This window comes from Deinococcus sp. Leaf326, assembly GCF_001424185.1.
In the GTDB taxonomy this organism is placed as follows: Bacteria; Deinococcota; Deinococci; order Deinococcales; family Deinococcaceae; genus Deinococcus.
This window is the reverse complement of sequence record NZ_LMOM01000076.1, coordinates 183,623-196,348: the sequence shown is the minus strand read 5'-3', so window position 1 is coordinate 196,348 and position 12,726 is coordinate 183,623. Positions and strand designations below refer to the sequence as shown.

At 68.2% G+C, this 12,726-nt stretch carries 10 protein-coding genes; 6 read left to right on the top strand and 4 right to left on the bottom strand.

The features are described 5' to 3' along the window. Positions 1 to 81: 81 nt before the first annotated feature. Positions 82 to 1,329: a S8 family peptidase gene (locus tag ASF71_RS20185; RefSeq protein ID WP_056303453.1), complete on the top strand. Its 1,248-nt coding sequence runs from the start codon at positions 82 to 84 to the stop codon at positions 1,327 to 1,329. Positions 1,330 to 1,479: 150 nt separating this feature from the next. Further along, entirely contained in the window at positions 1,480 to 3,435 is a 1,956-nt protein-coding gene (locus ASF71_RS20180; protein WP_056303451.1) for a hypothetical protein, read from the top strand. Positions 3,436 to 3,514: 79 nt separating this feature from the next. Here the strand turns inward: ASF71_RS20180 and ASF71_RS20175 are convergent, their stop codons facing one another. Further along, entirely contained in the window at positions 3,515 to 4,411 is an 897-nt protein-coding gene (locus ASF71_RS20175) for a manganese catalase family protein (protein ID WP_056303449.1), read from the bottom strand. A 299-nt stretch (positions 4,412 to 4,710) separates the two neighbouring features. On the opposite strand from ASF71_RS20175, the gene ASF71_RS20170 reads away from it, so the two are divergent. The 4 genes from ASF71_RS20170 to ASF71_RS20155 all read left to right on the top strand — a co-directional run bounded on the left by ASF71_RS20170 (position 4,711) and on the right by ASF71_RS20155 (position 9,991). After that, positions 4,711 to 5,955 carry a polysaccharide deacetylase family protein gene (locus ASF71_RS20170; protein ID WP_056303447.1) on the top strand — a complete coding sequence of 415 codons (1,245 nt, stop codon included), beginning with the start codon at positions 4,711 to 4,713 and terminating at the stop codon, positions 5,953 to 5,955. Next, a complete protein-coding gene (locus ASF71_RS20165; protein WP_235514650.1) occupies positions 5,952 to 6,635 on the top strand; it encodes a DedA family protein in 684 nt (227 codons plus the stop codon). The genes ASF71_RS20170 and ASF71_RS20165 overlap by 4 nt, the downstream gene beginning before the upstream one ends. A 110-nt stretch (positions 6,636 to 6,745) precedes the next feature. Beyond that, a complete protein-coding gene (locus ASF71_RS20160; protein ID WP_056303445.1) occupies positions 6,746 to 8,092 on the top strand; it encodes an aminotransferase class III-fold pyridoxal phosphate-dependent enzyme in 1,347 nt (448 codons plus the stop codon). Between the two features lie 390 nt (positions 8,093 to 8,482). Further along, on the top strand, positions 8,483 to 9,991 hold the full coding sequence (locus ASF71_RS20155; RefSeq protein WP_056303443.1) for a CoA-acylating methylmalonate-semialdehyde dehydrogenase: 1,509 nt from the start codon (positions 8,483 to 8,485) through the stop codon (positions 9,989 to 9,991). 172 nt (positions 9,992 to 10,163) lie between these two features. On the opposite strand, the gene ASF71_RS20150 is transcribed toward ASF71_RS20155, so the two are convergent. The 3 genes from ASF71_RS20150 to ASF71_RS20140 form a co-directional block, all read right to left on the bottom strand. Further along, complete coding sequence (locus ASF71_RS20150; protein WP_082506245.1) at positions 10,164 to 11,384, bottom strand: FtsX-like permease family protein; 1,221 nt, start codon at positions 11,382 to 11,384, stop codon at positions 10,164 to 10,166. A 109-nt stretch (positions 11,385 to 11,493) separates the two neighbouring features. Next, positions 11,494 to 12,180 (bottom strand): ABC transporter ATP-binding protein, encoded by a 687-nt coding sequence (locus ASF71_RS20145; RefSeq protein ID WP_235514649.1) that lies wholly within the window; start codon positions 12,178 to 12,180, stop codon positions 11,494 to 11,496. A gap of 20 nt (positions 12,181 to 12,200) precedes the next feature. After that, positions 12,201 to 12,656 (bottom strand): hypothetical protein, encoded by a 456-nt coding sequence (locus ASF71_RS20140; RefSeq protein WP_056303439.1) that lies wholly within the window; start codon positions 12,654 to 12,656, stop codon positions 12,201 to 12,203. Positions 12,657 to 12,726: the final 70 nt, after the last annotated feature.

The following is a 12,726-nucleotide window of genomic DNA, read 5'->3' as shown; positions in this document are numbered from 1 at the left end:
ACCGCCTATGAGCGCGCCCTCACGCCTCTTGGCTGCCCTGGACCCATGGCCGATGTTGAGGACATTCCCAGGAGGTTTCCCATGAACGCACGTCTGACTACCGGTGTTTTGGCCCTTTCCCTCGCCCTCGCCGCCTGCGGAACTTCGACCACGCCCACAGCCCAATCGCCTGCACAGTCACCCCTGCAGGGCAGCGCACCGACCGAGAACGGGCTCGCCCCCCTGCGCGGGACCGACAATCCCAGCGCCATCGCCGGACAGTACATCGTGGTCCTCAAGGAAGGCACCCAAAATAACCTGAGCGCCCAGAGTGCCGGCGGCCTGATCGGCAGCCTGGGGCTGGACCCGCAGGGCATTACGGTCCTAAGCGTGTACGGGCAAGCTATTGAGGGCTTCGCGGCCAAGCTCAGCACCCAGAACGTGGACAAGCTACGTGCCAACACCAATGTCGAGTACGTCGAGCAGGACGGCATGATGTACGCCAACGCCACCCAGTCGGGCGCCACCTGGGGCCTGGACCGCATCGACCAGCGCAATCTGCCCCTGAGCGGAACCTACGTCTACAACAAGACCGGCTCGGGCGTGAAGGCGTACATCATCGATACGGGCATCAACACCTCGCATACCAGCTTCGGCGGGCGCGCGGTGTGGGGCACGAACACCACAGGCGACGGCCGCAACACCGACTGTCAGGGCCACGGAACCCACGTCGCCGGCACAGTCGGCTCCTCGACCTGGGGCGTAGCCAAGGGCGCGAGCCTGGTCGCCGTGAAGGTGCTGGACTGTAGCGGCTCAGGCACAAACTCCGGGGTCATCAGCGGCATCAACTGGGCACTGAGCAACAAAGGCAGCGCCACGGCCGTCGCCAACATGAGCCTGGGCGGCCCAGCCAGCTCGGCCGTGGATGACGCCGTAAACAATGCAGGCAGCCGGGGCCTCGTGATGGTAGTCGCCGCCGGGAACGAGAACCAGAACGCCTGCAACGTCAGCCCGGCACGCGCCAGCGGCAGTGGTGTGATTACCGTAGGCGCCACCACACGCAGCGACGTGCGCGCCAGCTACAGCAATTACGGCTCCTGCGTGGATCTCTTCGCCCCCGGCAGCGATATCACGAGCGCCTGGATCGGCAGCACGACCGCCAGCAACACCATCAGCGGTACGAGCATGGCGACGCCCCACGTGGCCGGCGCCGTGGCCCTGCTCCTTCAGGGCAACACGGGCATCAGCGCCAGCAGCGCCCGGACGACCATCCTGAACACCACCACCAACGGTGTGGTGACTAGCGAGAACGGCAGCCCCGACAAGCTCCTCTACACCCTGAGCTTCTGAAGCTGACCTTCCTCTAAAACACAGGGCAAAATGGCGACGGTGGACCCTGAAGTCCACCGTCGCCATTCTGGCGTCCCAGAGGAGAATCCCAGCGAACATCCCACCTGATCGTCAACTCGGGGAGGCGCAGCGCGCATACTGACGCGCGATATGGCTTCCACTCCTCTGCCCCCCTGGCGCGCTTCCCTGGTCCGCTGGCTGCTGCACGACGATTCCAGACAGGAGCAGGGCTTCTACGAAGGCGAACAGCAGGCGCAGAACCAGCACCACACTCAGCCCTGGTGGAAGGTCATGTGCCTGACCGGCGTGGACTATTTCTCGACGCTGGGCTACCAGCCGGGCATCGCCGCGCTGGCGGCCGGGGCGGTCGCGCCGCTGGCGACGCTGGTCCTCGTGCTCGTGACCCTGTTCGGCGCGCTGCCCATGTACCGCCGGGTGGCCGAGCAGAGTTCACACGGCGACGGTTCGATCAGCATGCTCGAACGGCTGCTCAGCTACTGGCCCAGCAAATTCCTGGTGCTGTCGCTGCTGGGCTTCGTGGCGACCGGCTTCATCATCACCATGACACTCTCGGCTGCCGACGCCGCCGCCCACCTCGCGGAGAACCCGCTGCTCAACACGTGGCTGGGCGGGCACGAAATCGGCATCACTCTGGCGCTGCTGGCCCTGTTGGGCGCCGTCTTCTTGCGGGGATTCAAGGAGGCCATCGGCATCGCCGTAGTCCTCGTGATCAGCTACCTGAGCCTGAGCCTCGTGGTCATCGGGGACGGAGCTGCGCTGATCCTCCAGCAACCACAACTCGCCTTTGACTGGCAGACGGCGCTGTGGCAGTCCTTCGACACGCCCCTGGCCCTGATCGGGGCGGCGCTGCTGGTGTTCCCCAAACTGGCCCTGGGCCTCTCCGGCTTCGAAACCGGGGTGGTGGTCATGCCGCTGATCAAAGGCGATCCCGGCGACACCGAGGCGCAGCCCACCGGCCGTATCCGCAACGGCAAGAAGTTGCTCACGACGGCGGCGCTCATCATGAGCTTCTACCTGCTGGCCAGCAGCCTCGTCACCACCCTGCTCATCCCAGCCGCCGCCTTCGCGCCGGAGGGAGAGGCGAACGGGCGGGCACTGGCCTACCTCGCGCACGAGCACCTGGGCGAGATCTTTGGGACCGTGTATGACCTGTCCACCATCACCATCCTGTGGTTCGCTGGGGCTTCGGCGATGGCCGGCCTGCTCAACATCGTGCCCCGCTACCTGCCCCGCTACGGCATGGCCCCCGAGTGGAGCCGCGCCCACCGGCCCCTGGTGCTCGTGTACCTCCTGCTGGCCGTGGGGGTCACGCTGGCCTTCCGCGCGAGTGTGGACGCGCAGGCGGCGGCGTACGCGACCGGGGTCCTGGCCATGATGACCTCGGCGGCCATCGCCGTGACCCTCGCGGCGGCGCGTCAGGGCCAGCACCGGATGAAGTGGATGTTCGGCTTCATCAGCCTGATCTTCGTCTACACCCTGGGCGTGACCATCGTGGACAATCCCCAGGGCCTGTGGATCGCGCTGCTATTCGTGGCGGGCATCCTGGCCGTAAGCGTCTCGTCGCGCATCACCCGATCCTTCGAACTGCGCGTGAGCAGCGTTCAACTCGACGCGGCGGCGCACGAACTGCTCGCGCAGTTTCCGATCCGGCCGCTGCGGCTCGTATCGCACCATCCGGGGCGCTCGACCACCGCCGAGTACCAGAAACAGGAACTGCGGGTGCGCCAGATGGTTCACCTGCCCGACGAGGACCCCTTCGTCTTTCTGGAGGTCGAGATCGACGACGCGAGCGAATTCACCGACGTGGTCGAGGTGACGGGCCTGCGGGTCGGGCGCTACGGCGTACTGCGCGCGCGTGGATCGAGCGTACCGAACACCATCGCCGCCGTGATGCTGCACCTGCGCGGTAGTGGCAGGGGCGCGCCGCCCCAGGTCTATATGCGCTGGACCGAGGAGAGCCCACTCCACCTCTTGTTCGACTTCCTAATCGGCGGCCGGGGAGACGTGCCGCCCCTGACCCGCGAGATCCTGCGCCGCGCCGAGCCGGACCGCGACCGCCGCCCCATCGTCCACGTCGGGGGCTGAGGAGAGGGCGCAGGACAGAGGCGGCCGCCGATCTGCTGAGATCGGCGGCCGCCTTCATGCAGGCTTGCCTGTGCAGTTCCTACAGGCCCCGGCTCTCGTCCACACGGCCGGTGATGGTGGTTTCCGCGGTCGCGTCCACTGCACCCGGCATCATCTGCTGACTCTGGGCGTAGCCCGAGGGCATGGGGGGGGCGAGTTTCGGTTCCTCACCGAAGGGCACCGCGCGGCGCACACGGTATTCGCCCTTGCCGTCCAGCGACGGCCCGCTCGTCCAGCGACCGGACGGTGGCTCGATCCCGTCTATGCCGGTGGCGAAGAAGTCGTAGCTCACCTCCAGAAGCTCCTGATCCTGGTCGAAGCTGTTGGGAACGGGCAGGTTGGCCTGCTGGCCGCCGAGTTCCTCGATGACCGCCAGCCACTGCTGCTGGTGCATGGTGTCACGGGCGATCAGGTAACGCAGCATGTCCTTCATGCCGGGGTCATCGGTCATGTCGAAGAGGCGGCAGGCGAGCACCCGGCCCGTCGCCTCGGCCGCCACGTTGCTGTACATATCGGCCACGATGTTGCCGCTGGCATAGACGTGCGACCCGTTGAAGGGCACCCCGTTGGCGTCGGCCGCAAGCGCGGCCATCCCGGCCGAGAGGAACTGCCGGGGCTCCATACCGCCCATCACGGCCGCAACCATGGGGTTCTCGCGGGCCGCCGCCGCCTGCACACTCGCAGGCGACCCTTCGAGGTTCAGGGCGACCGCCGTGGCGAGCATCTGGATGTGGGCGAGTTCCTCGGTGCCGGTCTCCATGAGCATGTCGCGGTATTTGGTCGGGCCGCGCGACCCGAAGGACTGAAACAGATACTGCAGGCACACCCGGATCTCACCCTCGACGCCGCCTATGGCCTGCTGCAGCATCTTGGCGAAGACGGGACTGGGGGTATCCACACGCACGGGGTACTGCAACTTGTTGTCGTGGTAGAACATCGCTTCTCCTTGAAGGCCCCGCACGGGGGCGAGGTCGAGGGGCGTCGAGCCGGGACGACAGACTTCGGCGGGCCGGGTGCCCACGCACGGCCTCGACTATCGCCGCCGCCGCCGAGCATCACATCTGCTCCGGGCCGGGAACGCCTTGAGAGGATTGAGGGAAGACATGTGAAGCGGGCCAAGCGCCCTCATGAGAGGCTCACGCTTTGGGGGAAACGGCCCGGACCACCCGTTATCCAGACTTTCGGTCAGCTGCGGCTTCATCGGAGGGGCGCCTCCGCTCTTCTATCGTGTCGGGCATGAGAGTCTCTCCCCTCCTCGCCATGCTTGTCCTGAGCGTGTCCATCGCAGGCGCGCAGGGCGGTACAGCCCCACTGCCCCAGGTGCACGCACCTGCGGCCGGGTCTACAAGTGCCCTAGACAATGTGCCCGGCGAGGTACAACCTCTGGCGCCCGGCGCACGTCCGGCTGAGACGCTGCCCAGGCTGACCCTCTCGCCAGCCATCGCCGAACTCGAACGGCTGGAGTACCGGGGCAACGGCTTCATCGAGGTCGCGCACGCCGTCGCGTTGCTGCCAGCAAGCGACCAGACCCTGGCGCGCCGCCGGGCCCTGGCGCTGGAGGTCGCCTCGCGCGCCCTGGCCGCCCGCCCTGAACTGAGCGAGGTGGACGTCAGCGTATATGACCGCGCTACCTATGGGGGCTTCGGCGGACCGCTGCCGCTGTTCACGGCGTCGGTGCCGCGTGCCCGGCTGGCCGACTTCCGGGCCTACGCGCAGGATCAGGGGAGTTACGACCGCGTATACGAGGGCGGCACGCCAGCCACCATCCCGCCCACGGTGGTCGCGCGGGTCCGCGAGGACGCCCTGACTTTTTTCGGCAGCGCCTCCGAGCGGCTGCGCCAGAGCCTGACCCAGAGCGTCTCGCAGTCGCGCGGCGGCGAGCGGGACGGCCTGCTGTTCCGGGGTCCGACGAACCGCCGCGTGGCCGCCCTGACCTTCGACGACGCGCCGCACCCCCTGTACGAGCCGCTGCTGCTCGACCTGCTGCGCCGCGCCGGTGTCCGGGCGACCCTGTTCGTCATCGGCCGCAACGCGGTGGCCTACCCCTACTTCGTGCGTGACATGGTGGCGCAGGGCCACGAGGTCGGCAACCACACCTACCACCACGTCCGGCTGCCGGGCCTGAGTCCGGCCCAGGTGCAGGCCGAACTCGCGCAGGCCAACACCGCCATCTCGGCCGTGACCGGGCAGCCGGTACGTTACTTCCGGCCGCCCGGCGGCGACTACTCGCCTCTGACCTTGCAGGTCGCCCGTCAGGAAGGACTGATCACGACCTTCTGGACGGACGACCCCGGCGACTTCGACAACCCCGGTGATGCGGTGGTCGAGTCACGGCTGGTCTCACACCTGCGCCCCGGCGGCATCGTGCTGCAGCACGACAACGCGCCCGAGGCCATTGACGTGCTGCGCGGGTTCCTGCGGGTGGCCCGTGAGCGCGGCGTCGCCCTGACCACTGTCGGGGAGATGGTGGTCCCGCGTTGATCCTGGGCGGCCTGGGAGAGCCGGGGCTGCTGCTGACGGCGGCGGCCACGGCTGCCACCGTCACAGCGGTCCCCGCCGTCCCCGCGTGGCTGAGTGCCCTGGACCCGGCCTGGCTGAATGCCGCGACCCTGCTGCTTATGTTCGTCGAGGGCGCAGGGGTGCCGGGGGTACCGGGCATCCTGCCCATGTTGGCGCAGGCGGGCCTGATTGAGGCAGGGCACACCACCTTTGCCGAGGCGGCGCTTTGGGGCGTACTGGGCAACTGGCTGGGCAGCCTGGCGGGCTACGCCTTCGGGCGCTCGGGGATGCGGCGGCTGCCCCCACGCTGGCGCGAGCGGCTGGAGGGCGAGCGGATACGTGGGCTGCTGGCACGCCACGGCGGCGGGCTGGTGATCGTGAGCCGCACGGTGGGGTCGCTGCGCACCCCGGTCACCTGGTCGGCGGCGCCGCTGGGCTACCCTTTCGGCCGCTTCGCCCTGTTCAGTCTGCTGGGGGCACTGCTGCACGTCCTTGTGTGGCAGTACGGCCTGTGGAAGTTCGGCGCGGCGCTACTGGTCCTCGCCCGCCGTGCCGAGACTGACCTGCTGGGGGCCGCTCTGGGCGTAGCCCTGCTTTGGGGCCTGTGGCAGGGCTGGCGGCGCTGGCGCGGCCCGGCATCCCCGCCTCCCCCGGCCACCTGACTGGCCCCCCCCTGACTGGACACCCTGTCTCTTACGCGGCGGGGGCCGGGAAACTTACACTGGGCGCAGTTCTCCACACCAGACAGGAAGGCCCAGCCAGGAGGTTTGCCATGCCCGACGCACACCCGGACAGCCCGCAGGTCATTCAGGACAACCGCGACTACACCCTCTTTTCGTGGAGCGCCCAGGCCCAGACCAACCCCATCCATATGGTCGGGGGCAAGGGCAGCCACTTCTTCGACGGCGACGGGAACACCTGGCTCGACTTTTCTTCTCAGCTCATCAACATCAACGTGGGCCACCAGCATCCGAAGGTGCTCCAGGCGATCAAGGACCAGGTGGACACGATGTGTTTCGCCGGGCCGAGTTTTGCCACCGACGTGCGCGCCGAACTGGGCAGGAAACTGGCCGAGGTGACGGGCCTCGCCAAGAGCTTCTTCACGCTGGGCGGCAGCGAGGCCAACGAGAACGCCATCAAGATGGCCAGGCTCTATACGGGCCGCGACAAGATCATCACGCGCTACCGCAGCTACCACGGCGCGACGATGGGCTCCATGTCTGCCTCGGGCGACCCGCGCCGCTGGCCGGTCGAACCGGGCATTCCCGGCATCGTGCGGGTGTTCGACCCGTACATGTACCGCCCGCCGATGGGCGGCACGGCCGAAGCCTGGGAGGACGGCTGCATCACCCACATCGAGGAAGTCATCCAGATGGAGGGACCGCACACCATCGCGGCGATGCTAGTCGAGGGCATCACGGGCAGCAACGGCCTGCTCATTCCGCCGGACAGCTACTACCCCCGGCTGCGGGCACTGCTCGACAAGTACGGCATCCTCCTCATCGACGACGAGGTCATGAGCGGGTTCGGGCGCACGGGCAAGTGGCTGGCGACGCAGCACTACGGGATCGTGCCCGACATCGTCACCTGCGCCAAGGGCCTGACGAGCGGCTACATGCCGCTGGGCGCCGTGATCGTCAACCAGAAGATCGCCGACTACTTCGAGAACCACTTCCTGGCGGGCGGCCTGACCTACAGCGGCCACCCCGTGAGCCTCGCGGCGGCCATCGCCAACCTCAAGGTCTACGAGGAGGAAAAGCTCTTCGAGCACACGCTGGAGATGGGCCAGCACCTCGGCGAGCGCCTGGAAGCCATGAAGCGCAAGTATGCCTGCGTGGGGGACGTGCGCTACATCGGGCTGTTCAGCGTGCTGGAACTCGTGAAGGACAAGAAGACGAAAGAGCCGCTGGCCCCCTTCAACGGCACCTCGCCCGAGATGGCGCGCCTGGCCGCGCACATCAAGAGCAGGTTCGTGTACGCCTACAGCCGCTTCAATTTCCTGTGGGTGTGCCCGCCGCTGGTGGTGACCAAAGAGGAGCTGGATCACGGCCTGGACGTGTACGAGGAGGCGCTGGCCCTGGTGGACGAGATGATCGGCGCAGCGGTGGCAGCGGATTGAATCGGGGCCGCCTATGGCCAGGGTCCAGACCTTCACCCTGAATTTCGTCTGTTTCGAGTGCCGGACCAGTGCCTCCCAGTCCCCCTGGGCGAATACGTCCGGGAAAGTGCGAATGTGCCCGGGGTGCCGCAGATCAATGGTTCATGTGCCTCCGAAGTACGCGCCGCCGCGCCGGGCCGACCTGCGGGCCTGGGCCACTGACCGCCTGCTGTTGGACGCTGGACTGCTGGCCTACTCGCCCCGGTTCGCCGATGGCGTTCCACCCGAGCTGAAGGTGACCACGCCACGAGAAGCCCAGATCTTGATCAAGCGTGCCCGTCCTTCCTTCACGAAAACTCTGCGCCAACGCAAAAGACTGCACCGTTTCTGGAAAGTTCAAGGAGCCTTGTCATGACCGCAACCACCGAAAAACCCACCACGCTTACGCACTGGATCGGCGGGCAAGACACCGCCGGGACGTCGGGCCGCACCTCGCCTGTGTACAACCCAGCCACCGGGCAGGTTCAGGCGCAGTTGCCCCTCGCCAGCCGCGAGGAACTCGACGCCGCCGTGGGGGTCGCCAAAGTGGCGGCCGTCAAGTGGCGCGCTTCGTCGCTGAGCCAGCGCACGACCATCATGTTCCGGTTCCGCGAGCTGCTCAATGCCCGCAAGGACGACCTCGCCCGCATCATCACCCGTGAGCACGGCAAGGTCCACAGTGACGCGCTGGGCGAGATCTCGCGCGGACTGGAGAACGTGGAGTTCGCCTGCGGCGTGCCGCAACTGCTCAAGGGCGGCTACTCCGAAGGAGTCAGTACGGGCGTGGACGTCTACTCCATCCAGCAGCCGCTCGGGGTGGTCGCGGGCATCACGCCCTTCAACTTTCCGGCGATGGTCCCGCTGTGGATGCTGTGCAATGCCATCGCCTGCGGCAACACCTTCATTCTCAAGCCCTCCGAGAAAGACCCGTCGTCGGCGCTGTTCATCGCGGGGCTGCTCAAGGAGGCGGGCCTGCCCGACGGCGTGCTGAACGTGGTCCACGGCGACAAGGCGGCAGTGGAAGCCATTCTGGAACACCCCGACATCGCCGCTGTGAGCTTCGTGGGCTCTACGCCAATTGCCCAGTACATCTACGAGAAGGGCACCCGCCACGGCAAGCGCGTGCAGGCACTGGGTGGGGCCAAGAACCACATGCTGGTGCTGCCCGACGCCGACATCGGCGCGGCGGCCGACGCGGCGGTCAGTGCGGCCTACGGCTCGGCGGGCGAGCGCTGCATGGCGATCAGCGTGGCGGTGGCGGTGGGCGACGCGGGCGACCAATTGGTGCAGGCCATCAAGGACCGCCTTTCCGCCCTCAAGATCGGCCCCGGTGACCAGGCCGAGAACGACATGGGGCCGCTGATCACCCGCGAGCACCGCGACAAGGTAGCCGGATACATCGCCTCGGCGCAGGAACAGGGCGCGACGGTCGTGGTGGACGGCCGGGCACAGCCTTTCGACGGAGACGGCTTTTTCCTGGGGGTCAGCCTGCTCGACCATGTGAAGCCCGGCATGGCCGCCTACGACGACGAAATCTTCGGGCCGGTGCTGTGCGTGGCCCGCGCCGAGAGCTACGCCGAGGGCATGGAGCTGATCGCGGCGAATCCCTATGGCAACGGCACCGCCATCTTCACCCGCGACGGCGGCGCGGCCCGGCAGTTTCAGTTCGACGTGGAGGTAGGCATGGTGGGCATCAACGTGCCCATTCCCGTACCGGTCGCCTACTACTCCTTCGGCGGCTGGAAGGCCAGTCTGTTCGGCGATACCCACATGTACGGCCCGGAGGGCATCAAGTTCTTCACTCGCTCCAAGGTCGTGACCTCGCGCTGGCCCGACCCCGCCAAGAGCAGGGTGGACCTGGGCTTCCCGACGACGGGGTGAAGACGGCGAGGCGGCGGCCCCAGCAATTCTTCTGGGGTCGCCGTCTCGTGTGTGGCGGGCAGAGGTCTACGTCACCCCGCCGCCGTTCCTCCGCGCCGCGCTGTCCGTAGGCCTCTGCCCTGCCTTCCCGCCGGCCAGAGCACCGAACGGGCTGGCCCAGGCCAGGCGACGTTCAGAGCAATCTCAGCGGCGACACCCGCGCAGCCACCACAGCCGGCGGCAGCGCGGCGAGCAGGCCCAGCGGAATGAGCAGCAGCGTGCGCGACACGAGCGCCCAGGTCAGCTGCGGGGCCGCCAGCGTGAAGCCGAGGCGTACGCCCAGCACGTCGCCGCCCACCGTACTGACGAACAGCGCGAGCCCCAGCCCCAGCCCCACGCCCAGCGTGACCGTCAGGAGGGTTTCGAGCAGCACGAGGGCGAACACCGTGCCGCGCCCCGCCCCCAGCACCCGCAGCAGGGCAACGGTGCGCTGGCGCTCAAGACCCGAGGTGTAGACGCTGAGCCAGACCGTCAGGGCCGCGATGCCCAGCACGAGCAGCGCCAGCGCCGCGTAGGCCGCCTGCCCCTGGAGCAGCACGTCACGCGCCTGGGCGAAGACCTGCCCCGGAAAGACCGCCATCGCGTCACGGCCCGCATTGAGGCGCTGCGCCGTCACGTAGATACCCGAGAGCTGATCGGCCGAGTACAGCACGGCCGTCACCTCGCGCCCAGCCGCCTGATCCTCGTCGTGGACCTCCCATACAGTCTCGATGGGCGTCAGGACCGCGCGGTCCACCGGGCCGCCCGTGGGAGCCAGGATGCCGGTCACACGGTAGGGCTCGCTGTGCGCCTCGTCATGCTCTTCCTCGCCTTCCAAGTGGTGTTCTCCCAGGCCGTGCGCGCCGACGAAGGTGCTTCCGACGCGCAGCCCCACCTCGCGGGCCACCCGAGCGCCCACTACCGCGTCGTGCTCGCGGGCGAAGAGGCCGCCCTGGCCGATCCGGAAGTACGGCGGATCGCTCGGGCGCACCCGCTGGTCGAAGAAGGCCGCCGTGGTCCCCACGATGGGAAAGCCCAGGTAGTTGTCCCCCAGCGCGATGGGCACAGCCCGGCGGGTGCCGGGGGCGTCACGCAGCTCCTCGTAGACCCGCTCGGGAATGTTGCCGATGGGCGCGCCAGTGTAGAACAGGCTGCTCATAACTGCCTGGGTGCCGCTGCCGGGCGCGGTAACGAGCAGGTCGAACACCTGCGCCGCGGCCTGCGCGCCGCGCTCGACCTGCCGCGTCACCAGCGGCACGACCAGCGCCGTCGCCGTGGCGAGGGCCACCGCGACCACCGTAATCAGCAGCGCCCCCAGCCGCGAGCGCAGGCCGCGCAGCGCCGTCCAGAGGGCCAGGGAGAGCGGGCCTACCATTGCAGTTTCCCAGAACTGCGCCGGAAAGTCTCCATCATCGGCGCGCTCTCCCCTTTCGAACACTCACTTGGCCCGGTCGATCTCAGGAGCAACGTCGTCATGGTCGGCTTCATCCCCTCGCCCCCGCCGAGAGGTCGAGGCGCTGGGGCAGCGCGCCCGCCACGAGCGGGTCGTGCGTGACCACGATCAGGGTGGCGCCCAGTTCGCTCGCGGTGCCCTGAAGCAGGTCCAGGGCCGCCCCCGCCCGGTTACGGTCGAGGTGGGCGGTCGGCTCGTCCACCAGCAGCAACCCCGGCCCATGCGCCACGGCCCGCGCCACGGCCACACGCTGGCGCTCGCCGGTCGAGAGCTGCGCGGGGCGGTGATGGCGGCGGTGAGCGAGGTCCAGGCGGGCCAGCGCCCGCTCGGCCAGGGCACGCGGGTTCGCGGTTCCCGCCACCCGCAGGCCCAGCTCGACGTTTTCCAGCGCGCTCAGGCCTGGCATGAGATGGAAGTCCTGAAAGACGTAGCCCACGCTGCGCTGCCGGAACAGGTCGCGCCCGGCCGCCGAGGCCCCCGTCACACTGAAGTCACCCGAGAAGACCTCGCCCGATTGTGGGGTCAGCAGGCCAGCCAGGACGTGCAGCAGCGTGGTCTTGCCGGTGCCGCTGGGACCGGTGACGGCCAGTTGCGCGCCCGGCGCCAGGTCAAGGTCCGGGTAGGCCAGCGTGACCTCGCGGCTGTGCTGCACCCGCAAGCCCACGGCGCGCAGCCGCTCGGCCCGGCGCGAGGCCGCTCCTGTTGCGGAGGCCGTCACCCGCCCCGTCCATAGCCCAGTCATCCGCCCGCAGTCACGCCATCGGCGTATAGGCGCACGAGGCTGACGAAGCCGGTGTCCTCGTCCTTCTTCACACCGATGTCGAGCCGCCCGGTGATCTGGAGGCCGCGCGTGGTGGGGTCGAGTTCGCGCCCCCTGGGCATGATGACGAGCACGATATCGGCCGGCCAGTCGGCGGCGGTCGTGCAGAAAGGGCAGGTGCTCATGGGCTGCTTGGTGAGTACGAAGAAGTCGAGCTTGGGCTTGAGGGGCGGGGCCATGTAGCCGCTCATGCGCACGGTCTGGCCGCTGAGGGCCTTGATCTTGTCGCTGTACTCCACGCCGCGCACAGTGACGCGGCCGTACAGCTCGCTGAATTTGAGGGTGGGCGTGCCAGCACTCTGGGCCAGCGCATGTGGCAGCCACAGGGTCAGCGGCAACGTGCCCACAAGCTTGAGGATGGTTCTGCGGTTCAAGGACAATCACCTCGGGGAATGGAGACCTGACGTTGCCTTCCAGTTCAGCACGGCCGGATCAGGGGAATAT

What these genes read in the sequence shown, in the direction of transcription:
- ASF71_RS20155 (WP_056303443.1), top strand. Translation starts at nt 8,483, where the DNA reads ATGACCGCAACCACCGAAAAACCCACCACGCTTACGCACTGGATCGGC.
- ASF71_RS20185 (WP_056303453.1), top strand. Translation starts at nt 82, where the DNA reads ATGAACGCACGTCTGACTACCGGTGTTTTGGCCCTTTCCCTCGCCCTC.
- ASF71_RS20150 (WP_082506245.1), bottom strand. Translation starts at nt 11,384, where the DNA reads ATGGTAGGCCCGCTCTCCCTGGCCCTCTGGACGGCGCTGCGCGGCCTG.
- ASF71_RS20180 (WP_056303451.1), top strand. Translation starts at nt 1,480, where the DNA reads ATGGCTTCCACTCCTCTGCCCCCCTGGCGCGCTTCCCTGGTCCGCTGG.
- ASF71_RS20160 (WP_056303445.1), top strand. Translation starts at nt 6,746, where the DNA reads ATGCCCGACGCACACCCGGACAGCCCGCAGGTCATTCAGGACAACCGC.
- ASF71_RS20170 (WP_056303447.1), top strand. Translation starts at nt 4,711, where the DNA reads ATGAGAGTCTCTCCCCTCCTCGCCATGCTTGTCCTGAGCGTGTCCATC.
- ASF71_RS20175 (WP_056303449.1), bottom strand. Translation starts at nt 4,411, where the DNA reads ATGTTCTACCACGACAACAAGTTGCAGTACCCCGTGCGTGTGGATACC.